At 54.3% G+C, this 21,628-nt stretch carries 23 protein-coding genes and 1 tRNA gene (1 of these 24 only partly in view); 7 read left to right on the top strand and 17 right to left on the bottom strand.

The features are described from left to right. The 5 genes from AC0L7R_RS06115 to AC0L7R_RS06095 form a co-directional block, all read right to left on the bottom strand. Window positions 1-2,891: the 5' portion of an ExeM/NucH family extracellular endonuclease gene (locus tag AC0L7R_RS06115; protein ID WP_473659604.1), read on the bottom strand. 517 nt of this gene lie to the left of the window's left edge; the window shows 2,891 of its 3,408 coding nt (coding positions 1-2,891); it begins with the start codon at window positions 2,889-2,891; its stop codon lies beyond the left edge, outside the window. 254 nt (window positions 2,892-3,145) lie between these two features. After that, on the bottom strand, window positions 3,146-3,577 hold the full coding sequence (locus AC0L7R_RS06110) for a hypothetical protein (RefSeq protein WP_473659603.1): 432 nt from the start codon (window positions 3,575-3,577) through the stop codon (window positions 3,146-3,148). Window positions 3,578-3,722: 145 nt separating this feature from the next. Beyond that, the gene (locus AC0L7R_RS06105; RefSeq protein ID WP_473659601.1) at window positions 3,723-5,657 is read right to left on the bottom strand and encodes an acyl-CoA synthetase; all 1,935 of its coding nucleotides are present in this window, start codon (window positions 5,655-5,657) and stop codon (window positions 3,723-3,725) included. A gap of 115 nt (window positions 5,658-5,772) precedes the next feature. Further along, on the bottom strand, window positions 5,773-7,566 hold the full coding sequence (locus tag AC0L7R_RS06100; RefSeq protein ID WP_348107857.1) for an ABC transporter transmembrane domain-containing protein: 1,794 nt from the start codon (window positions 7,564-7,566) through the stop codon (window positions 5,773-5,775). Between the two features lie 88 nt (window positions 7,567-7,654). After that, window positions 7,655-7,728, bottom strand: a tRNA-Gly gene (locus AC0L7R_RS06095). A 131-nt stretch (window positions 7,729-7,859) separates the two neighbouring features. On the opposite strand from AC0L7R_RS06095, the gene AC0L7R_RS06090 reads away from it, so the two are divergent. Beyond that, the gene (locus AC0L7R_RS06090; RefSeq protein WP_473659599.1) at window positions 7,860-8,219 is read left to right on the top strand and encodes a hypothetical protein; all 360 of its coding nucleotides are present in this window, start codon (window positions 7,860-7,862) and stop codon (window positions 8,217-8,219) included. Here the strand turns inward: AC0L7R_RS06090 and AC0L7R_RS06085 are convergent. Together AC0L7R_RS06085 and AC0L7R_RS06080 are read right to left on the bottom strand one after the other, a co-directional pair. Further along, complete coding sequence (locus AC0L7R_RS06085; RefSeq protein WP_473659597.1) at window positions 8,216-8,878, bottom strand: SOS response-associated peptidase family protein; 663 nt, start codon at window positions 8,876-8,878, stop codon at window positions 8,216-8,218. The genes AC0L7R_RS06090 and AC0L7R_RS06085 overlap by 4 nt on opposite strands. A gap of 113 nt (window positions 8,879-8,991) precedes the next feature. Continuing rightward, the gene (locus AC0L7R_RS06080) at window positions 8,992-10,551 is read right to left on the bottom strand and encodes a 5'-nucleotidase C-terminal domain-containing protein (protein WP_473659595.1); all 1,560 of its coding nucleotides are present in this window, start codon (window positions 10,549-10,551) and stop codon (window positions 8,992-8,994) included. A gap of 150 nt (window positions 10,552-10,701) precedes the next feature. On the opposite strand from AC0L7R_RS06080, the gene AC0L7R_RS06075 reads away from it, so the two are divergent. Further along, window positions 10,702-11,034, top strand: coding sequence for a DUF952 domain-containing protein (locus AC0L7R_RS06075; RefSeq protein ID WP_473659594.1), 333 nt, complete (start codon window positions 10,702-10,704; stop codon window positions 11,032-11,034). Continuing rightward, complete coding sequence (locus tag AC0L7R_RS06070) at window positions 11,031-12,080, top strand: quinone-dependent dihydroorotate dehydrogenase (RefSeq protein ID WP_473659592.1); 1,050 nt, start codon at window positions 11,031-11,033, stop codon at window positions 12,078-12,080. The genes AC0L7R_RS06075 and AC0L7R_RS06070 overlap by 4 nt, the downstream gene beginning before the upstream one ends. Here the strand turns inward: AC0L7R_RS06070 and AC0L7R_RS06065 are convergent, their stop codons facing one another. Together AC0L7R_RS06065 and AC0L7R_RS06060 are read right to left on the bottom strand one after the other, a co-directional pair. Beyond that, on the bottom strand, window positions 12,081-12,788 hold the full coding sequence (locus AC0L7R_RS06065) for an HAD-IA family hydrolase (protein ID WP_473659590.1): 708 nt from the start codon (window positions 12,786-12,788) through the stop codon (window positions 12,081-12,083). Beyond that, entirely contained in the window at window positions 12,779-13,036 is a 258-nt protein-coding gene (locus AC0L7R_RS06060; RefSeq protein WP_473659588.1) for a DUF3572 family protein, read from the bottom strand. Before AC0L7R_RS06060 ends, AC0L7R_RS06065 begins: the two co-directional genes overlap by 10 nt. Between AC0L7R_RS06060 and AC0L7R_RS06055 the strand changes: the two genes are divergently transcribed. After that, window positions 12,981-13,112, top strand: a complete 132-nt coding sequence (locus AC0L7R_RS06055; protein WP_473659586.1) for a hypothetical protein — start codon at window positions 12,981-12,983, stop codon at window positions 13,110-13,112. The genes AC0L7R_RS06060 and AC0L7R_RS06055 overlap by 56 nt on opposite strands. Window positions 13,113-13,155: 43 nt before the next feature. Next, a complete protein-coding gene (locus AC0L7R_RS06050) occupies window positions 13,156-14,547 on the top strand; it encodes a diguanylate cyclase (RefSeq protein WP_473659585.1) in 1,392 nt (463 codons plus the stop codon). On the opposite strand, the gene AC0L7R_RS06045 is transcribed toward AC0L7R_RS06050, so the two are convergent. The 4 genes from AC0L7R_RS06045 to AC0L7R_RS06030 are packed head-to-tail and all read right to left on the bottom strand — an operon-like array spanning window position 14,536 to window position 16,512. Then, entirely contained in the window at window positions 14,536-15,051 is a 516-nt protein-coding gene (locus tag AC0L7R_RS06045; protein WP_473659584.1) for a periplasmic heavy metal sensor, read from the bottom strand. The two genes, AC0L7R_RS06050 and AC0L7R_RS06045, sit on opposite strands and share 12 nt — an antisense overlap. Next, window positions 15,035-15,385, bottom strand: a complete 351-nt coding sequence (locus tag AC0L7R_RS06040) for a hypothetical protein (RefSeq protein ID WP_473659582.1) — start codon at window positions 15,383-15,385, stop codon at window positions 15,035-15,037. The genes AC0L7R_RS06045 and AC0L7R_RS06040 overlap by 17 nt, the downstream gene beginning before the upstream one ends. After that, window positions 15,378-15,965 carry an RNA polymerase sigma factor gene (locus tag AC0L7R_RS06035; RefSeq protein WP_473659580.1) on the bottom strand — a complete coding sequence of 196 codons (588 nt, stop codon included), beginning with the start codon at window positions 15,963-15,965 and terminating at the stop codon, window positions 15,378-15,380. The genes AC0L7R_RS06040 and AC0L7R_RS06035 overlap by 8 nt, the downstream gene beginning before the upstream one ends. A 55-nt stretch (window positions 15,966-16,020) precedes the next feature. Beyond that, window positions 16,021-16,512 (bottom strand): EF-hand domain-containing protein, encoded by a 492-nt coding sequence (locus AC0L7R_RS06030; RefSeq protein ID WP_473659578.1) that lies wholly within the window; start codon window positions 16,510-16,512, stop codon window positions 16,021-16,023. Window positions 16,513-16,695: 183 nt separating this feature from the next. On the opposite strand from AC0L7R_RS06030, the gene AC0L7R_RS06025 reads away from it, so the two are divergent. Further along, a complete protein-coding gene (locus AC0L7R_RS06025; RefSeq protein WP_473659576.1) occupies window positions 16,696-17,091 on the top strand; it encodes a DUF983 domain-containing protein in 396 nt (131 codons plus the stop codon). Continuing rightward, window positions 17,092-17,763 (top strand): NUDIX domain-containing protein, encoded by a 672-nt coding sequence (locus AC0L7R_RS06020; protein WP_473659574.1) that lies wholly within the window; start codon window positions 17,092-17,094, stop codon window positions 17,761-17,763. On the opposite strand, the gene AC0L7R_RS06015 is transcribed toward AC0L7R_RS06020, so the two are convergent. The 4 genes from AC0L7R_RS06015 to bcoG are packed head-to-tail and all read right to left on the bottom strand — an operon-like array spanning window position 17,760 to window position 21,628. Further along, window positions 17,760-18,665, bottom strand: coding sequence for an EamA family transporter (locus AC0L7R_RS06015; RefSeq protein WP_473659572.1), 906 nt, complete (start codon window positions 18,663-18,665; stop codon window positions 17,760-17,762). The genes AC0L7R_RS06020 and AC0L7R_RS06015 overlap by 4 nt on opposite strands. Before the next feature lie 37 nt (window positions 18,666-18,702). Further along, on the bottom strand, window positions 18,703-20,166 hold the full coding sequence (locus AC0L7R_RS06010; RefSeq protein WP_473659570.1) for a carnitine 3-dehydrogenase: 1,464 nt from the start codon (window positions 20,164-20,166) through the stop codon (window positions 18,703-18,705). Further along, window positions 20,163-20,720, bottom strand: a complete 558-nt coding sequence (locus tag AC0L7R_RS06005; protein ID WP_473659568.1) for a lipocalin family protein — start codon at window positions 20,718-20,720, stop codon at window positions 20,163-20,165. The genes AC0L7R_RS06010 and AC0L7R_RS06005 overlap by 4 nt, the downstream gene beginning before the upstream one ends. Beyond that, entirely contained in the window at window positions 20,717-21,628 is a 912-nt protein-coding gene (gene bcoG, locus AC0L7R_RS06000; RefSeq protein WP_473659566.1) for a 3-dehydrocarnitine:acetyl-CoA trimethylamine transferase BcoG, read from the bottom strand. Before bcoG ends, AC0L7R_RS06005 begins: the two co-directional genes overlap by 4 nt.

Raw genomic sequence — 21,628 nt, 5'->3', positions numbered from 1 at the left:
GGGTCAAACTGGAAGCTGACAATCACAGGGTCATGGTCTGAATTGCGCGCAGGCGTGTCCCCGTCAAACAAGGCAGGATCGCGGCCAAAGTCGAGATTGTAGTCAAACGCATCCGCTTCGTCCGCGTTTACATGCCATTCGGTCACACCGACGACTTTGTCTGCAAGCGCATCATTGGCAAGTGCGTAGTCCAACGTCCCGATCTGACCGTCGAAGACATAAGAATAGGCGTCATCGCCAAGTTCTTGTGCGGCAAGGTCCGTATAGCCAGCGTCAGACAAGACAGTCAGCGGATCTTCTTTGGCATATGCGTTCAGGTCACCCAAGATAAGGGAATTTGATGCGCCCTGCCCTGTCGGATCACTTGCCAACCAGTCAGCCAGAATATCCGCGGCCTCTGCACGTGTCGCATTGTTGTTGCCCTGACCGTCGCCTTGGTCCTCGTCCGCTGCCAAACCTGACAACGACCCTTTCGATTTCAGGTGGTTCACAGACACGGTGATCGTTTCACCTGTGTCCAGATCTTCAAACGTTTGCGCGATGGCCGCACGGTTCAAATCACGCCCTGCGTTCAGGGGATCAAGGAAATTGCGTCCGTCAAAGGTTTCCAGAATCGCCATGTCACCATTCAGGCCAACACTATCGACTTTATAGATCAGTCCGTTGGCAATCGCGTCGCCACCGACAAATTCCTGACCCGGATCAACGAATGCATAGACCTCGTCGCCCAGTTCAGCATTCACACGATCAACAAGATCCTGAATTGCGAAGGTATCGCCTGCGAAGTCATTTTCGATCTCGATCAGACCCAGTACATCGGCGTCCATTGCCACGATCGCATTAACCAACTTTTCGGCCTGACGTTCGAATTCTTCGGGCGTGTCAGCACCGCGTGGATCAAGACCGATATCTGTCGTTACGCCAAATTCGTCGATCGTGGTGAAGTAGTTCAGCACATTCAGGCTCGCGACCTTAAAGTTTCCGCCCAGTTCTGCTGGGGTGTCGGGGCGCGTGTTAACTTCTGTGTAGTCGCCTTGGGCTGCATTGATGCGGAATTCGCTGAACGAATAGTTCACCACGCCGGTAATCGACGACACCGTATCACCCATACGGAAGTTATCGGACGAATCCAAAATGCCGTCGTTGCCATCAATGACTTTGATCTGATCAGGGTTCTGGCCCGATTGGCCATCATCCAACACCAATGTCCGTGCAGCAACGTCTTTCAGATGCTGCGCGTAGCCTGCTGCATCCGGATCGTTCGCTTGGGAATACTGAACAAGCCGACCATCTGAGGTGACGTTGTACTGACCAAAGCGATCAAGATTGAACATTTCCGAAATCGTCATGTCCTGCTGGATATTCACCAGCATGCCTTCGTAGGCTTCTAGGTTGGCGACAAGGTTGCCGTTTCCGTCATCCATGACGCTCGCGGTTGGGAATGTGACCTCTACGGCGTCTGGGACCACTTGATCGACGGCAACGACAGAAATGTCAGTCGCTGAAATCTGGGTTTGGCCGAAGAATTCGCTCACCGTACCGGTGATTTCGACAAGATCGCCGATGTTCACATCAACATCCGGGTTCGATCCGTCGAAGATAAAGATACCTTCCGATGTCAGGTCGTTGAAATCGTAATCAACTTCTTCCTCTTGGATATAGAACCCGTTCATATCGCCCTGCGTGCCCAGCAAACCGTCTTGGAAATCGGCGGTCACAATGGCGGATACCGTTACAGTTTGACCGACCAGCGCACTACGATCATCCACACCAACAACGGCCATGTCTTGCGTGCCGCCGCTGCCCTGAATTTCAGAAATCAAGGTAATAACTGCAGGCGGTGCGATGAAGTTGGACGAGCCCGGCGTTGCAGCCTGTGCTGTGAATGCGCCACTGCCATCAGGATCACGCGCTAGAACTTCGGTGTCTTTCGCGCCGTTCGCGTTTTCATCATATTGCACAGTCTGGCCAAGCGCCGTCAAAAGGCCCGTGTCATCAGCATCAGACGTGCCATAGACAATCGCATCAACCAGATTTTCAGTCGTCGCGGTTGCAGGTGGTGTGCCTGTGTAAAGCGCTGCCGCATCGGCCCCGTTCTGAATGCCATTCGATGTGAAGGCGACCAAATCCACGTTCGGCACATCTTCAGAACCAATGACAAAGTATCCCTCAGCGTTCGTCGTCAAACCATCGAGTGAAATTGTATTGTAAGCCGCGTCGCCGTTCCCGTTAAACAGCACCAGCGACAGACCATCCAAAGACGCATTTCCAACGCCACCATCATAAATTTCGATAAACTCTGCGCTGTCGGTGCTTGTCTGATCGGCATCAATTTCATTGATGATAAATGTCGCAGTTGGCGTTGGCGGCGTCACCGTATCGTAAGACCCCGTGGCAAATCCAGTGGCGGCACCCGCGTTCGTCGTTTCACCATCCCACGCATTGGGCCCTGAGAATGACCAGTTATTGATATCAAACGTCGGATTGGCAGCAGTGCCTGGATTGCGCGCGGCCCAGCCGTCAAGATATTCCCAAGGGGTGCCATTTCCGTCGACATCCAATTCACCAAAGGTGTCGATGACCGTTCCGTTTTCAAACAACTCAACCGCATCATCGCCATTGATTGCGGCAAAACCCGTTGTGTAGTCGGGCGCGAACCCCATGAAGCTTTCGAAACCAGGCGCTTCGCTTGCGATATACAAATACGTGCCCGCAGCGGCCGCAAAGGCAGGGAATGTGAATTCTTCGCCATCTGTTCCGCCACCATTGTTGGCAAAACCGATGCTATAGGCAGACAGATCAGCAATGTCGGCCGTCACATAAACCTCGACACCCTTCGGGAGTCCCCCACTGAGCGGGCCATCAAAAACACCTGTTAATACCATAGACATGTCGTTTCTCCCCAAAGATGTAACGGTTAGAATTCAAACCGCTTTTCAATATGCAAAGTGGGAGATGTTCGTGACAACTGAATGACAAAAACCATTCGAAGCAGCAAAAGCAGAACTGTCGCATAGGTTTTCGGTTTCGCGTTGCGCCCTCCCACAACACAGACATGCAACTGGAAGTGGTTAACAAAAGCAACGTATTTTCATGGAAACGCCTAGAACCTTACGTCAACCTAAACCCAACTGCCCTACTTCGGTCAGTTCGCGCAAATTTTTGCCTCGGGATCAAGTTGCACGTATTCCTCGGCGGTAATCCGATGGATTTCGGTAAAGGGAATGTGCTGCCATTCGTCCACAAATTTGCGCTGCACACCGTTGCGCAAGTATTTGGTAATTTGCGGGTTTCCGACAAATCCAACGTTCACGTTCGCCCCGTGAAAGCCCAGCTTCAGCCCCGGCGCAAGGCACGCATTCGATAGCGTCGTAAACATGAGACAGGCAGAGTTGCAGTACCCCTCGATCCGCACCGGACCACCCCAAAGCTTGAGAACAGCACGATCTGTTTCGGCGCTGATCAATTGGCCGCCGCCATCATTGCGAATGGTATAGGTTCCCGTTGTCGGCAAAGGACGGCGATCATTGCACGCCGACAGCAACACAACGCTGAGCAATATCATTTTCTTGAGCATCAAAAACCTATCGTAGCCGTTTGAACACCAACATGATCGGCCGCAGACAATTTGTCAGGGGGAAGTTTCGCGCACGCGCGGCGTCTCGCCAAACGCAAAACGCGGCCCTCGCTTGGGGCCGCGTTCCTTTTACCTTGGTCGACGTTTATTCAGCCCAAGCCCAAGGGTTCGTAAATGATCCCAGCGCCTTAAGAACATCTTCGTCAGTCACGGTGCCGGTTTTTGCTAGCTGCGCTACCAAACCACGCTTCTTGTCTTCAACGACGCTGTCAACTTTCGCAGCAACATCCGCTTTGGCCAATGCTTGGTTCAAGATGCGTGTGATCGCCCGCTTCCGCAGGTCCGGCTTAAAGATTTTTCCAACGGCCGTTTTCGGCAGCTCATCCATGATTTCCAAATGTTTTGGGTGCGCCGCACGTTCGTGGATGTGTTCGTTCGCGTAAGCCATCAGTTCTTCGGTTGTGATGGTGGCACCATCAACCAGCTCAACAAAGGCACATGGCACTTCACCGGCGTGGGCATCTGGTTGTCCGATTGCGCCAGCAAATGCGACTGCTTCGTGACCTGCCAGTGCTTCTTCGATTTCGGCCGGATCAATGTTGTGACCGCCACGAATGATCAGATCCTTTGCGCGACCCGTGATCCACAGATAACCATCTTCATCAATACGCCCCAAATCGCCTGTGCGCAGGTATTGCACATTCTCATGGGCCGGATTTTCAGAACCCGGATAGAACAAGTCTTTGTTCTTGTCCGCCTCTGTGTAGGTTTTGCCATCGTAAACCCCCGGCGACGCAACACAGATTTCGCCAATCTCATCAACACCACAGTCAAGCTGGGTCGCAACAGATACGATACGCACATCGGTATACGGGAACGGCAGACCAATAGACCCAACACGCTTTTCACCGTCAGGCGGGTTAATCGAAACCAGACATGTCGCTTCGGTCAGACCGTAACCTTCGCAAATCGACAATTCGCCGGGTTTGTCTTTGGTCGCGTCATTCACGACTTTTTCGAACCGCTTGTAAAGTTCGAGCGGCAACGGTGACGACCCGCAGAATGCAATCCGCAATGTCGAGATGTCAGCGTCGCCAACAGGGCGTTGCATCAACGCGGACAGTGCCGTTGGTACGGTGATCATGAACGTCACTTTGTGGCGCTCGATCAGCTTCCAAAAGTTATCAAATACTCCGTCACCGCGGTAGCCTTGCGGAGTTGGGAAGACGACATGTGCCCCTGATCCCAATGATGCACCGAGCGACACGATGGCCGCAAATACATGGAACATAGGCAGCGGGCAAATCTGCACGTCTTTTTCAGTGAACAACAGACGCGCACCCAACCAAGCATTGTAAACAATGCCGGAATAGCGGTGTTGGGCAACCTTTGGCATGCCCGTTGTACCGCCCGTATGAAAATAGGCCGCGACACGATCTTCGGTGCTATCGGCAAATGCCAATTCGCGGCCGTGCTTTGCCATTTCCTTACGGAAATCAACAACTTTGGCGGAATGCTTTACTTCGAACTTTGGACGGATCCAAGGCACGATAAACTTTTTCAATCCGGTCAGGTAGCGCAGCAGGTCGACTTCAACGACCGCTTTCACATTCGGCGCCATTGCGACAGCTTCTGCCGCTTTTTGGGCCACATCCGTTTTCGGGAATGCCTTGAGCGTCACAAGCACCTTCGCACCGGTTTCGCGCAAGATCGCCGCAATCTGTTCAGCCTCAAGCAGCGGGTTGATTGGGTTCACGATGCCCGCAACCTGCCCGCCAAGATATGTCAGAATTGTTTCGGATGTGTTTGGCAAAAGATATGCGACAACATCGGCTTCACCAACGCCGAGATCACGGAACATATTGGCGGATTGTGCGACTTGCGCCTGCAATTCGGACCAAGACAGCGTCTCAGCCGGCGCACCGGGGTCCGAAAACATCTGGAATGTGACAGCAGGTCTATTGGGAAAAGCCGCTGCGGTCTTCGACAATTGACCGAACGTTGTGACAGGTAAATCCCTGTCTTCCCACGGCATTTCATCCACAATTGCATTGCGGTCTGCCATGTTTGCATAAGGCATTCCAGGTTTCCTCCCGTTATTTTTTACCCATAGCTTATGACGCTGCGGGCCTCCCTGCCGTACAGGATGTGGTCTTTGTGGTTTTCGTGCAAGTCTAACGCGGCGTTGCGGGCAATTATTCCGCAACGGCACCCGCAGTAAATTGCAACCGTGCCAAGCGAGCATATAGCCCGTCTTGCGCAACTAATGCGTCATGTGTGCCTTCCGCGACGATCTTGCCTGCGTCGAACACAACAATACGATCCGCCTTTTTCACGGTGGCCAACCGATGCGCTACGATCAATGTCGTCCGTGTTCTGGCAAGGTCGTCAACAGCCGCCTGCACCGCACGTTCGCTTTCCGCGTCCAAAGCTGAGGTCGCTTCGTCCAACAACAAGATCGGCGCATCCCGCAGAATCGCACGCGCAATTGCGATGCGTTGTTTTTGCCCACCTGACAGCATGACGCCACGTTCACCGACATAGCTGTCATAGCCATCCGGCAAAGCGGTCAGGAAGTCATGCGCAGCGGCAGCTTTTGCTGCCATTTCGACTTCGTCGTCAGTCGCGGTCGGGCGGCCGAACCTGATGTTCTCACGGGCTGTATCCGCAAAGATCACAGGATCTTGCGGCACTAACGCCATATGCTGGCGGAACGCGGCACGATCCATGTCACGCAAGTCGACGCCATTAATGGAAATGGCCCCTTCGGACGGGTCATAGAACCTCTGGATCAGTTGGATAATCGTCGTCTTCCCCGCACCTGATGGCCCAACCAATGCAACAGTTTCACCCGGTTTGACTGTCAGATTGATTCCATCAAGCGCGGACACTGTCGGACGCCCTGGATAGCGGAAAATCACGTCGTCAAAGGTGATCGCGCCATTTTGTACGTCAGGCACGGCAACCGCATTTTCGGGGTCAGCGACCGCGTCTTCAGCGCCAAGCAATTCAACCAAGCGTTCGGTCGCACCTGCTGCACGCTGCAATTCGCTCCAGACTTCAGTCAGGGCGCCAACAGCCCCCGCGACCATGACGGCGTAGATCACAAACTGCACCAATTCGCCGACGGTCATCAGCCCTTCGCGCACGTCGCGTGCCCCAATCCACAGGACACCAACAACACCCGCAAAAATCAGGAAGATCACGATCATCGTCATCCATGCCCGCGTGCCGATTCGCTGTTTTGCAGACACAAAGCTTTTCTCGGTCATGTCATCGAAACGATTGCGACTGATCTTTTCGTGCGTGAAAGCTTGGACAGCCTGCACCGACAAAAGCGCCTCTGACGCGTTACCGGAACTGGCGGCGATCCAATCTTGGTTTTCGCGGCTCAACTTGCGCAAGCGGCGGCCTAAAACGACAATCGGAATTACGATGGCTGGGACGATCAACAACACGAGGCCAGTCAATTTCGCTGACGTGATCATCAACAGCACCAAACCACCAAGCAAGATCAGCACGTTACGCAGTGCAACGGACACTGACGAACCGATGACGGAAAGAATCAATGTCGTGTCTGTGGTAATGCGGCTGAGCACTTCACCAGTCATGACTTTTTCGAAGAACGCAGGCGACATCCCGATCATACGGTCAAAGACGGCTTTGCGAATGTCAGCAACAACGCGTTCCCCTAAGCGGGTCACAAGATAGTACCGCATCGCAGTCCCGACAGCCAAAAGCGCTGCGATCAAAAGGGCCGCGCCGAAGTATTGGTCAAGAATGGAGGTCGCGGCACCTTCGAAATTATCGACCACGCGGCGGACCGCCAAAGGGAGAATCAACGAAACCAAAGCCGTTAAGCTTAACGCGCCCAATGCGGCAAACATCATGGCCCGATACGGTCTCATGAAAGGCCACAATTGACGCAATGCGCCGATTTCCTTGGATGACTTTCGTTCTTCGTCGCTTGGTGGTGGTGCGTCAGCCATCAATCTGTCCCGGCGTTGTTTCACCCGACATAATAGGAGGCTGTCCAGATCACAAGATGATCCAAATGAACTGTTAAATAAGGGAATTTGGAGCGGGCGACGGGAATCGAACCCGTATCATCAGCTTGGAAGGCTGAGGTCTTACCATTACACAACGCCCGCGCGCCGTACCGCTCAGATAGGCCAAGGCAACGACAGCGTCAAGCCGTCTCAATGTTGCCTCATTCTTGCCTGATTTCACCGTCATATCTGGCCCGGATCGGGGGATTGTAATGCTTAAAGGGATTCGCGCCATGACACGTCTGTCAACATTGTTAAAAACCGCGGCACTTGCCAGCGTGACCGCGTTTGCGGGCACCGCAGCGCTCGCGCAGGACTTCACTGTATACGTTTACGAAAAAGGGTATTTCCCGAACACCGTATACTCAGATGAAGCCACACGTATTAAATTCGTCAACAAAACAGGCTACACAGTAGGTGTCGACACCACTGGTGGGTCCATTCTGATCAACGACATTGCTGTTGGCAACCATGCGTACCTCGACGTTTCCACTATTAATGGTCGGACGATCAAAACACCGTACCTGTTCGGTTCAGGGTACAAATCCGGCAACTACTTCAACATCGCGTCAGGCTCTGCACCTGATTCCTAAGCGATCGGATCCAGCAACGTCGCACCTGCTGCGCGGTTGCTGTTGACCTCAGTTCCAACACGATGAAACAAAAGCGCGTCCTCGGGCGCGCTTTTCATGATTTTGGACGCCCCTTTTCCCGCCTCGCCCAACCAAAGCGGCCAATCGTCGGCTGTCAGAATCACCGGGATTCGGTGGTGAATACGGGCCATCGCTTCGTTGGCGCGCGTCGTGACAATCGCGCAGGTCGAAATCACGGCCCCGTCCTGTTCCCAATCCTGCCAGATACCAGCCATTACAAGCGGTTCTCCATCCTGACGCTGGATAAACCACGGCAATGGTTTGGCATCGCCATCGCGATACCATTCATAAAAACCGGTTACAGGAAGCAGGCACCGCCTTTCGCGACATGCCGTCCGAAACGCGGGTTTCTCCGCAATCGTTTCTGCCCGTGCGTTGATCAATAGCGGGCCACCGTTCGGCTTTTTGTACCAATGAGGGATGAAGCCCCATCGCATCGGGTGCAGGCGGCGCACACCATCGTCCGATGTAACGACAGGCACGTTGACGGTTGGACATACGTTGTAATTGGGCGTCTCTGGCAGGTCGTTTGCCGGCACTGCCCCAAACATTTCGACGACCGCCTCATGCGGCAAAGTAATCGCCATTCGCCCGCACATGTCGCATCGCCTCCTGTTTCATTCGTCTTACTGCAACGTCCCCATAAGGGTCCACCAAAAGAAAAGCGCGCCACGGTTGCCCGCGACGCGCTAAGATTACCTGGAAACTGGGTTTATTTTACTGTGATACGACCGTCTGTGTACGGCGTGTATGCGCCACCCTCAGCCATGAAGGACGCCATGACTTCTGCCAAGTCCGGACCAAAGTCATATGCGTTCGCCGCATCTTTGAACATCGCGTAACCGTCACCACCGTTACGAACATAGTTGTTCGAAACGACACCATAAGTCGCGGCAAGATCGATTGCTTCGCCACCGATCATCACGTCAGAAACGCGTGCACCTGCTTCTGCGCTTGCGTCAAAGGCAAAGGACATGCCCGCAACCTGTGGGAACCGGCCTGCGCCCTCTTCAACTTGGCTCACGCCGTTTTCGAGGGCCGCAACCAGCACGTCACCAGTTACTTCGAATGTGGACAGCGTGTTCTGGAAAGGCAGCACTGTGTAAACTTCGCCCATTGTGACAGGACCCGCGTCGATCGATGCACGTACGCCGCCACCGTTCTGAATTGCGACCTGAATGCCTTGGTCCTTCACACGGGCCAACATAGCGTCAGCCACAAGGTTACCCATAGGGCATTCACGCGCACGGCAATCTTCACGAACGCCGACGATTTCTTCAGCAGTCTCTGCCACAACTTGTGTGCGAATCTCTTCGAGAGGCTCTGCCAACTCTGCGATACGCGCAACAACGCTTTCGTCTTCCACAACTTGACCGTCGATCAGGATCGGCTCACCAGCGGCTTCTGTGATCACGCCGTCATCGTCGAATGTGACGTTCAGCTCGCCCAAGTATTTGCCATATGCATATGCCTGAACAACGGCAGTATCACCAACCATTGTCGGGTAAGGACCTTCGGCACGGTCGTTTGTATTGGACAGCAGTGTGTTAGAGTGACCACCAACGATCACATCAACGCCCGTTGTATTCGCGGCAACTTCCAAATCAACGGCATAGCTAGAGTGGGACAGAACGATGATCTTGTTCACGCCGTCAGCAGTCAGCCTGTCGACTTCGCCTTGAACCGCTGCGATCGGATCAGAAAACGTAATGTTATCGCCCGGTGACGCCAGTTCATCTGTATCTTCTGGTGTCAGACCGATCAGCCCAATCATTTCGCCACCACGTTCGATCACAGTGGACTTCGCCAGCTTTTCCGCAAGCAGTGGCTCTGCTGAGACATCAGCATTCGACATCAACACTGGGAATTCCACGGCATCCATAAAACCCGCCAGAACTTCTGGGCCATCGTCAAATTCGTGGTTGCCCACAGTCATGCCGTCATAGCCCAAAAGGTTCATGAACTCGGCCGTCATTGTGCCTTTGTAGTACGTGTAGAACAGCGTGCCATTAAACTGGTCGCCGCCATCTACGAGAATCGAGTTGTTTGACCGTGAACGCGCGTCAGTCACAGCATTTACCAAACGTGCGGTACCACCGAAGCATTCGCCAGCTGCGTTATCTTCGGATGAACATGGACCGTCATATTTGCTGATCGGCTCGTGGCGGTCATGATAGTCGTTCGTGTGAAGAATTGTCAGGCTGTAGTCAGCCGCAGCTGCGCCGGCGGTCAAAGCCAAGGCACAAGTTGATGTCAGGATACGTGAAAGCATTTTGGGTCCCCCAAGTTGAATTAACAGCATCGTGACCCCGCCTTTAACCAGAGTCAAACACCGCCTCACCCTCCCCTAGGGTCAAGTTATGACGGATGCGTAACATTTGATCACCTTGACCATTTGTGTGCAAAGCGCCAAACGACCTTTATGCTGATTTACAAAATATTTCGGGGCCCCGAGTGGGCGGACCTTGTGAAGAATGGCGAAACGTCCGGCGCACCAATTGATGTTGCTGATGGATTTGTCCACTTTTCGGGAGCGGACACGGTCGCTAAAACCGCCGCACTTTATTTTGCGGACGAAACTGATCTGGTCCTTGTCGCGGTGGAAGCCGACGGTATGCGCGATCTCAAGTGGGAAGCATCACGTGGCGGCGCATTGTTCCCACATCTTTTCCGCAAACTGACGTTGGATGACGTGGTGTGGCACAGGCCCCTTCCCATCATCGAAGGCGTCCATCAATTTCCGGCAGAGCTATGAAATTACTCGAAGAATACGGCCTCAAGGCGCTCCATAAACTTGATCCTGAAGTGGCACATGGCGCTGCCATTGCCGCATTGAACACAGGACTTGGGCCACGGTCAGGTCCGTTTTCATCAGACCGTTTAAAGACCTCTTTGGCTGGCTTGGAATTACCCAACCCGGTCGGACTTGCAGCAGGATTCGACAAAAACGCGACCGCTTTGCATGCGCTATCCCGCACGGGTTTTGGATTTCTCGAAGTCGGTGCCGCCACGCCGCGCGCCCAACCGGGCAATCCCAAGCCGCGTCTGTTTCGGCTGACCGAAGATCAGGCTGCGATCAACCGCTTCGGATTTAATAACGAAGGCATGTACGCGATTGAGCCGCGCTTGGCCGCTCGCCCCGGTGGCATTATCGGCCTCAACCTCGGCGCGAACAAAGACAGCGACGACCGAGCCGCGGATTTTGCGCGTGTTCTGACGCATTGCGGTCCACATCTGGATTTTGCGACTGTGAACGTATCGTCCCCGAACACCGAAAAGTTGCGCGATCTTCAAGGCAAAGCAGCCCTTTCCGCTCTGCTGAATGGCGTCATGGAAGCGAACGATAAACTCGAACGACGTGTACCGATTTTTCTAAAGATCGCGCCCGATTTGACACCCGATGACATCGCAGATGTAGCCGACGTTGCGACCGATGCGCAGCTTTCCGCAATTATCGCGACGAACACCACTTTGGATCGCGTTGGCCTGAAAAGTGCAAGCAAGGGCGAAAAAGGCGGCCTGTCCGGACAGCCCTTGTTCGAAAAGTCTACGCGCGTTCTTGCACAGTTAAGCGGTCTGACCCCCCTGCCCATCATCGGCGTCGGCGGTATTGGTTCGGCGGAACAAGCCTATCAGAAGATCAGGGCCGGTGCTTGTGCCGTGCAGCTTTACACTGCTTTGGTCTACGGCGGGATTTCCTTGGTCGACGAAATTACCCGTGGTCTTGACGCGCTGTTGGAACGTGACGGATTTGCGCATGTCATTGATGCCGTGGGTGCCGGGCGCGCAGACTGGACCTAATTAGGTGTTACGCAGCTGATCCAACCAATTCGGTAGATCTGCGATAGAAGCGAGCACGATATCCGCGAACGGCGACAGCTCCGCGTGCAGCGCGGGGCCAGTCAAGACACCAACGGTTCGCATGCCTGCAGCGCGACCAGCTTGCAAATCGTGCAAACTGTCACCGACCATCACACATTCGGCGGGCTGTAGATTTTCACGTTCGCAAAACGCCAGTAGCTGCCCAGGTGCGGGTTTTTCCCCAAAACCGCTATCATACCCAGCAATGAACCCGAAAAAGTCAGTTACATTTGCCTGAGCAAGATTTGCCCGCGCGGGTACTTCACCATCGTTGGTCGCGATTCCCAGCTTCAAATCGCGGTGACGCAGATCAGAGAATAGTTTTTGCAGGTCAGTAACTTGCACCTGAGGCGTGTCCGATGTTGCCTGTGTCATCCGGTCGATCAAATCGTCTTTGTCTTTATCCAACGTGAACGGAAGGATTGCTTCGGCTACGGTTTCTGCCGTCGATGCAATTACGATGCTTCCGGGGAGGAAAACAGCGCTGTCCTGATCGAACCCTAGTGCATCGGCCAATGCAGATGTCTGAGACGGATCATGGGCACATTCATTTTCGATCAATGCCTTCGTGATCGCGCCCCACGTTTTATTGAAGTCAAAAAGGGTGCCGTCCTTGTCAAAAATGATGCCAGCTACATTCAGGTCCAATGGACGGCCTCCGCGCCTGGTAAAGCATATCGTGCCATAAGGGGTTGATCATAAGGCAAATTGATCGTGTCACAGAACGCCATGACCCAAGAATCATCCATTGTAATGAATTCAAGAACCGAAGCTTGAAAGGCTGGATCCGTTGCTCTTGCCTTTAGATCGTCGACAGAGCTTCCTGTCGCGCCCAGAAACGTGGGGCACAGGTCTTCGTTCCCGACAAGCCACCCAAGCGCCTGTAAAGCAATCATTTCTGCGGTGTCTGGGCTCATTTTCAGTGCTCACTTTTGTTGGCAACAATATTTTAACTATTCCGGATCAAATTGACCGCAGGGGCCGGGTGGAACAAGCCCTTGATAAAGGAAATACGATGTCAGGTAGAATACTGATTATCGATACGGTCGCGACTAATCGTATCGTGATGAAAGTGAAACTTCTTTCGGCGCAATATGATGTTGTCGCTTGCGCAACCCAAGACGAAGCCAAAGCATCATTTATCGAACAACGCCCAGATCTGATTGTCATCAATCTTGCTGATCATGTCGAAGATCACCACGCTTTTTGTCGGGCGCTGAAAAATTGCCCTGATACTTCTGATATTTCCATCGTCGGGACGGGCATTGCCGACACCGCACGTGCCAGATTTGCAGCACTGGACGCAGGCGCAGATGATATTCTACCCAGCCCAATCAACGATGCGTTGCTGCACGCGCGTATTCGCAGTTTACTACGAAAGCGGCACACGCCTACTGAACTTTGGATGCGCGAAGGGACACAACGCGCATTGGGCTTTGAAGAAGTTGTTGCAGGCTTCGAACGCCCACCACGTATCACATTGGTTACCGCAAACCCCGTGCTCAGCACAGGATTGACAGCGCGCCTTTACCGCATCAATTCGTTGGGCGTAACGGTCCTTGGCATTGATGAAGTTCTAAGAACGACCGCAATCTCACAGAATCCAGACTTGTTCGTCATTGATAGTACGACCATGCGCAACCCGCGCGAGGACTTGTTCCGTCTTGTTGCAGACCTGCGATCACGTGATCAAACACGCCATATTTCCCAACTTGTTAGCTTATCATCCGATGCCGTCGAAACAGCCGCTATGGCGTTGGATCTTGGCGCGGACGATGTCATCACAACAAGTGTTGCGTCTGATGAATTGGGCATTCGGTGTGTCGCGCTGGCCCGACGCAAGCGGCAACAGGAACAATTGCGCACCACCGTTCGGGATGGGCTTAAAGCGGCGGTCACTGATCCGTTAACTGGCCTGTACAACCGCAGGTATGCGACCCCTTACCTGACTGAAATTGCCAAGCAGTCGAAAAAGACAGGACAGGAATTCGCGGTAATGATGATCGATATCGATCACTTCAAAGCCATCAATGACACACACGGGCACGCGGCAGGTGACGCCGTACTAGTCGAACTTGCCGATCGTTTGCGCAACAACCTACGCGCAATTGATTTGATTGCGCGCGTCGGCGGCGAAGAATTTCTGGTCGCACTTCCCCATAGCACGCCAGAGCAAGCGCAGACTGCCGCAAACCGTCTGTGTCGCTTGGTCAATCAAAAACACTTCAGCGTCGGGGCGAATAGGCACCCATTGCGCGTTACCATTTCCGTCGGCGTCGCCGTCGGCTGCGTCGAAAGCACCGACATCATAGGAGCGGACGACATGTGTCACCAAGCGGACGGTGCCCTGTATGTTGCAAAGTCATCCGGCCGCGACCGCGTTTCACTAGCCCACTCAGCCGCCTGAGTTAGGCGGCGGCGGTCGCCGATCATCGCGATTTCCGCGGCGTTCACTGCTTTCACGCAGGCGCCCTGCGAAGGCAGTACGTTCTTCCAAGGTCATTTCAGATACGCGCACGACGAACGCTGCTAGTGCCTTGCCCTGAAGTTCAAATTGGCGTTCCTGCTGGCTTTGAAAAATGCGCGACAATGCCTCTGGATCGAATGGCTGGCTCTCGAGCACCAAGATCAAGTCTTCGAAGGCTTTGCGGCGTTCCGCGCGCGATTGCCCAATCTTGCCGTCACCGCGCCGCAACTGATCCCCGATCTCGCGCCGATCTTTTGGCGATAGAGCAGCGGCAAAGGCGCCTAGCCGCACGTCGAATGCACCGGGCGGCGACCCGCCGCTCCGCAAGAACGCGCCACCGATCAACCCAACCATCAGTAGGTTTACCGCCAGCGACATCACAAGAACGATGCGCCAAACGCGACGTGGTTTCGCCTGCTGCTGCATGTTACCGATCCACTCCATCACTGAAGCTACCCAACATATCGCCGCCGAACAAATCGACAGTTTGCGTTGAACCAAGCACGGTCGTCGCCATATTTTCCAACCCAACAGGCGGCGCAACACCGATCCAGAGCCCTGCAACACCCGCCATGGCGATCCCACCGATTGCTGGCCAGCCGCCGATCGTATCAAGAACCGCGCCCCAAAGCGTTTGCTGCGAGGGCGCAATGTTGCGCGGTTGTACTTGCGCAGCATCGATCAAGACCCTTGCCATCAAATCTGAGGGAACGGTCGGTTTGATCTGCGCCGTTTGTCCCAGCAAATCATCAAGTTCGGTCTGATTCTGATCAGTCATCGTCGTACCCCAGTGTTGCGCGGCGTCCTGCCAAAAGACCAGCAAGAGCCCGCTTTCCACGTGCTGTTAAACTTTCCACGGACCGCACGCTAATGTCCATGATCTGCGCGATTTCAGGGTTCGCGAGCCCTTCGAGATGCCGCAATGACACGGCTTGCGCTTGTCGTTCCGGCAATTGTGCCATCGCATCGGATAGGGCAGCCATCCGCGCGCTGGTTTGTAGTTGATCGGCCACCCCCGGTGTTGGATCAGCCGGTTCTGCGATCTGATCCATCCCAACGGACGCGCCTCTGTTCCTTTTACGCAGGCGATCCGTACAAAGATTGGCCACCACACGGTACAGCCAAGTCGAAATTTGCGCTTCGCCATCACGCCAATCTGGCGCGATTTTCCAAAGTCGCATCATCGCCTCTTGAGCAACGTCTTCGGCTTCCATCCGATCAGATAGCATGCGCGTCGCCTGCCCTAAAACTCCTGGCAACAGCCGGGACGCTAGGGCCTGCGCCGCACCGGAATCGCCTGCCGCATAAGCCGCAAGCAATGCCGCATCTGGCATCGAGGGATTGATCGTGTCTGTCATCAGGTGTGAGGCCACATCATTTTATCGGCACAAACAACCCCTCTTTGCGTTCAGATCAGCCGCGACCACCGCCGTGACCATGACGCCCGCCATTTTTGCCACCGCGTTCGCCACGACCACCGCGACCACCACGTTCAGAGGCGGCTTCGAATTCATCTTCGCTGATCACGCCGTCATCATCAGAATCGGCACGTTCAAATGCCCGCTCGGCACGATTACCATCACGTTCTGGCAATTCGGACTGCTGGATTTCGCCGTCGCCGTTTTCGTCAAGGCGTTCCAACATACGTTCAACCATCTGTGCTGCGCGCCCTTCTGAACGTTCCGACGCACGCGCCAGAAGCTCTGCTTCGGACAGGGCACCATTGCCATCAGTGTCGGCTGTCGCAAAGCGTTGTTCGCCCTGTGCTGCCAGTTCTTCCACTGTAATTGAGCCATCACCGTTTGTGTCCAATGTCGCAAAATCGGGGCGTTCCTGTGCATGCGCACCAGTTGCAACCAAACCAAAGCCTGCAACGATTGCTGCCATCAATACTGGAGTTTTCATAACTTTTCCTTTTCAGTCATTGCCGGATTACCGCCGGATCTGTCTTTCAAACGACTGCACAAAAAACTTCCGTCGCAACTTTTTCACTTTTTTCACTGACCCGAGGCATCCTGCCGCATAAGGGCTTCCGTCCCTTTTCAAACGTCGAACAAAGGCGCATGTAGTGTGTGAAAAGGAAATCAGATGACTGACATTGCTCAAACGACCGACATGGCCGATCGCCCGATGAAGCCTGCGATGTGGCGCGGACTGCAGCGCAAATGCCCAAATTGCGGCGAAGGACATATGTTTGACGGCTATCTTAAGGTCGCGGATCAATGTCCGGTCTGCTCTGAAACACTGTCGCACCACCGTGCTGACGACGGCCCTGCATATCTGACCATTCTGATCGTCGCGCATATTTTGGGTTTTGGCATTCACTTTGTTTGGTCGTGGTTTCGTCCCGAACCATTGGTGATGGCCACGATTTTTACGGTCGGTAGCGTTGCGCTGTCGCTCTATCTGCTTCCGCGCCTGAAAGGCATGATTGTCGGCATTCAATGGGCCAAACGGATGCATGGATTCGGTCAGGCGGAGTAAATGATGGATAAATCGGCGCTCCGTGATGCGGCTACGGTCATCGTTTTGCGGGATCGGACGTCCGTTCTAATGGGACAGCGCGGCAGTTCAGCGGCGTTTATGCCCGGTAAGTTTGTCTTTCCGGGAGGCGCTGTTGATCCAGGTGACGCGCACCTCACTTTGCCGCCATTAAATCCAACGTGTGAAAACCGCCTTCAATCCGAATCTGACTTACCCGCGACGGCCTTAACGGCGGCGGCCATTCGTGAGCTTTGGGAAGAAACCGGTCAGATTTTGGGGACATCGGGACCTTGGGATGATGTGCCAGCGGACTGGGCAGACTTTGCCAAGACAGGCTTTCGACCTGATCCATCTCCGCTGTCATTCTTTTTCCGTGCGGTCACGCCGCATGGTCGGCCCCGTCGTTTTGACGCCCGCTTTTTCCTTGCCGATGCGGCCGCACTCGCATCTGATCCGGATGATTTTTCGACCGCTGAAGATGAATTGTCCCATCTGCAATGGGTCCCACTAAAAGATGCGCGACGGTTTGACCTACCCTTCATCACGAAAGTTGTTCTGGCTGAATTGATTGATCACATTGACCGAGACGGCCCCATCGCATCAGTCCCTTTCTTTCGCAACGATGACGAAGCACACCTGATTTCCAGATTAGGCCACGCTGACCCGCTCTAGGCCACCAAGACCAACATCACGATACTGCCTGTCAGCAAAATCAGTCCCTGCCATTCCCGACGCGAAATTCGCTCCCCAAAGACAAGCGCACCGATTGCGATTGAAAACAACAATTCGATTTGTCCGACCGCGTTCACGTATCCGGCGGATTGCAATGTGAAAGCCGAAAACCAACACATTGTGCCGATCATGCTCGTAAGACCAACAAGACTGACGACACGCCACGCACGTAGCACAGCCCTGATTTGTCCCGTTTCGCGCAACCTGAGCCACAAAGTCATAGCAAGAAATTGAAAAACAACGACGAAGGCCATCGCGACAATTGCGCGGTAAAAGGTGTCACCTTCCGCAATGGACAATGACGCCCCTCTGTAGCTGACGCCAGACAGTCCAAAAAACAGACCCGACGTCAGCCCCAATAAGACTGCTCTATTCAGAATGCGTTTGCGCCATGGGCCGGTTGCCTCTGGCGGGTCAGCCAATAGCAATACGCCGCCAAGCCCGATGAGAACTGCGATCAACGCAGGCAGTGTGACCACGTCGCCAAGAATGATGAACCCGATAAGAACGCTTAGCAGAACTTCGGTCTTCTTGAACGTAATTCCGACTGCAAAATTCCGATGCGAGAACAATGCGACGACACACATCGTTGCAAGAATTTGCGACGCCCCGCCCACCATGACGTGTAACCAGAAAACATCCGGCACCTCCGGCAAACCTTGTCCGGTCGCCGACGCATATGCAACGGCAATGGCGACCACAAAGGGTGCTGCAAAGAAGAACCTCGCAAAGGTAGCACCCGCCGTCGAAAGCCCCGCGACCTTTAATTGCTTTTGAAACATGAACCGCAGCGCTTGCGAAAACGCGGCGAGGCACGTGATCCATACCCAAGTTGCGATCACGCTATCACACCAAAGTGGGCAAGATCAGTGCTTGTCATCAGCGCACACCAACTGCTGCCCCTGCACCTTTAGGCAACGGCAGGTCAGCATGCACTGCCGCAAGTTTTGCCAACGGGACTGAAACCCGCGCGTCAGGCAAGCTGGCTTTGCGTGTCTCAAGACTGACATGAATGAGCATATGTTCACCCGTGGCGATCAGCCGATCACCGTCCATCATACGGTGGAACAAATGAAGCTTTTTCCCTTCACCAGAAAGGACTTGCGTCTCGACCTTAATCTTCGTGCCTGCATGCACTTCATCAATATGACGAATGTGCGTTTCCGCAGTGAAATAGCTTCCGCCAGATGCGATATAATCAGTGTCGCAGCCAATGATGTGCATCAGCTGATCCGTGGCGTCCCCGAACGCTTGCAAGTACCGCGCTTCGTTCATGTGCCCATTGTAGTCTGTCCAATCGAGCGGAACAGCACGCTCCACGGTCGTAACAAGTTCGGTCAATTCAGCAATATCATCAATACTTTGCGCCAAGGTGTTCATGTGCGCATCTTGCGCTTTCAGCAGCGTTCCAGCGCCATAATCCTGCGCCTTGAGGCCCCGTAAAATCGTCACCAGATTGTTGTCACGAATGCGTTCAAGATCACGGATGGTGTGATGGCCTGACTGATCCTCAGACTGCGATGCTATCTGATCAATCAGGTCGTCCGTAAGGTCAGGCACATCCATCAGCTTCGTCCAAGGCCATGACAAACACGGGCCGAACTGTTCAATGAAATGACGCATGCCTGCTTCGCCACCGGCAATGCGATAGGTTTCGAACAGACCCATTTGCGCCCAACGCAGACCAAAACCGTAACGGATCGCGTTATCAATTTCTTCCGTCGTTGCCACGCCGTCCTTGATTAGCCAAAGCGCCTCGCGCCAGACAGCCTCTAGAAAGCGGTCCGCGATATGCGCGTCAATTTCCGCGCGCACATGTAACGGGTACATCCCAATTCCGGTCATGATTTCTTTCGCCTTATCAATCAGTTCAGGCGAGTTCTGATCCGATGGGACCAATTCAATCAACGGCAGCAAATAGACGGGATTGAAAGGGTGCGTGACCACGATCTGTGCCGGCCGCGTTGCCCCTTCTTGCAATTCGGAGGGCTTGAACCCGCTCGTCGATGACCCGATGATTGCGTCGCCTTCGCAGTGTTCTTGAAGAGACTGGTAGACCTTATGTTTTAACGGCAACCGCTCTGGCACGCTTTCCTGAATCCAGCATGCGCCCCGAACCGCGTCTTGGACATTATCATGGTAGCTAAGCTGCCCTTCGTCGGGCAGTGCCACATCAGACAAGCCCGGCAATGAACGCCGCGCGTTCGCGAGAACTTCGTCGATCTTGCGCTTGGCTTCCGGATCGGGATCAAAGACCTGTACGTCCCATCCCATCAGCAGGAATCGCGCAGCCCATCCGCCGCCAATAACACCCCCACCAATAATTGCTGCTATGCGTGTCATTCCACATTTCCTTGCGGTACCATGACAAGTCGCGACAAGTCATATCCATTAAAATCAAGTACTTCTCGCGCGGCATTCAAGCGATCCGCAGGGATGTCAGGATCCCTATTCAGGATCCACCCGGACCTGCCATCGGGCGCACCGACAACGGCTGTGCGGTATCCATCGTCGGTCCACAAAACCCAATAATCGGACGCGCCGAATGGCAATGTCGGGAACGTCACAGCAAGCCGCCCCGGCCCGACGATGTCCGCAAAGCCTGAAATCGTCGACCGGACAGTGCCGTCAAGATTGCGGCAGGTGTTCAAAACCGTGATCTGGCCATTATCGCCCTGTCCGTATTCCGCCGTCACGCCTGTGCAACCGCGTTCGAATGGCACGGGAAACCGTGCAACTTCGTACCAAGTACCGAGGTATTTTTCAGGTTCGAACAGCGCCTTTGATGCGATTTGCACGTCTGTATCGCGATAGACTTCGAACAGTCCACCAACGGGTTCGTCGGGTAACGGGGCCGAACATCCGGCCAAAGCAATTGCGAATAGAAGACGCTTCATGAACGTGGGGCCTGTTTTGTCAGCCCCAACTTTTTGCGTACCTCGTCAGGGCCGATGATCCGTGCACCAAGGTTCTCGACGATGCCTACTGCCTTCTCAACCAATTGCGCATTGGTCGCGAGAACGCCGCGATCGAGCATCAGGTTATCCTCCAAACCGACACGGACATTCCCACCTGCAAGAACAGAGGCCGCGACATAAGGCATCTGTGATCGTCCCAACCCAAAGGCTGAAAATGTCCACGAATCAAGTACGTTATTGACCATCGCCATGAACGTATTCAGATCATCGGGCGCGCCCCAAGGCACCCCCATGCAAAGCTGCACCAAGGCATCAGGCGCCAGCACACCGTCTTTGACCAGTTGTTTGGCGTACCAAAGATGTCCGGTGTCGAAGGCTTCGATTTCGGGTTTGACGCCCAGTTCCGTCATCATCCGCCCCATGGCAGTCAACATGCCGGGCGTGTTGGTCATGACATAGTCGGCTTCTGCAAAGTTCATTGTGCCGCAATCAAGCGTGCAGATTTCTGGCAAGCATTCGGCGACGTGCGCGACACGCTCGGCGGCACCCACCATGTCGGTGCCAGCAACGGGCGGCAACGGCGCGTCCGTTCCACCAAATACGATGTCGCCGCCCATACCCGCAGTCAGGTTCAGCACAACGTCGACTTCTGCATCGCGAATGCGATCAGTCACCTCGCGATACAGCGCCAAATCGCGGGACGGCACACCGGTTTCCGGATCACGCACATGACAATGAACCACTGCGGCCCCCGCCTTGGCGGCATCAATGGCGCTTGCCGCAATTTGTTCAGGCGACCGCGGCACATGGGGGCTGCGATCCTGCGTGCTGCCCGACCCTGTCACGGCACAGGTGATAAACACCTCACGGTTCATCTCTAACGGCAT

The sequence above is a fragment of the Yoonia sp. D2-7 genome, from assembly GCF_055809435.1.
This window is presented reverse-complemented; position numbering and strand designations above follow the sequence as displayed.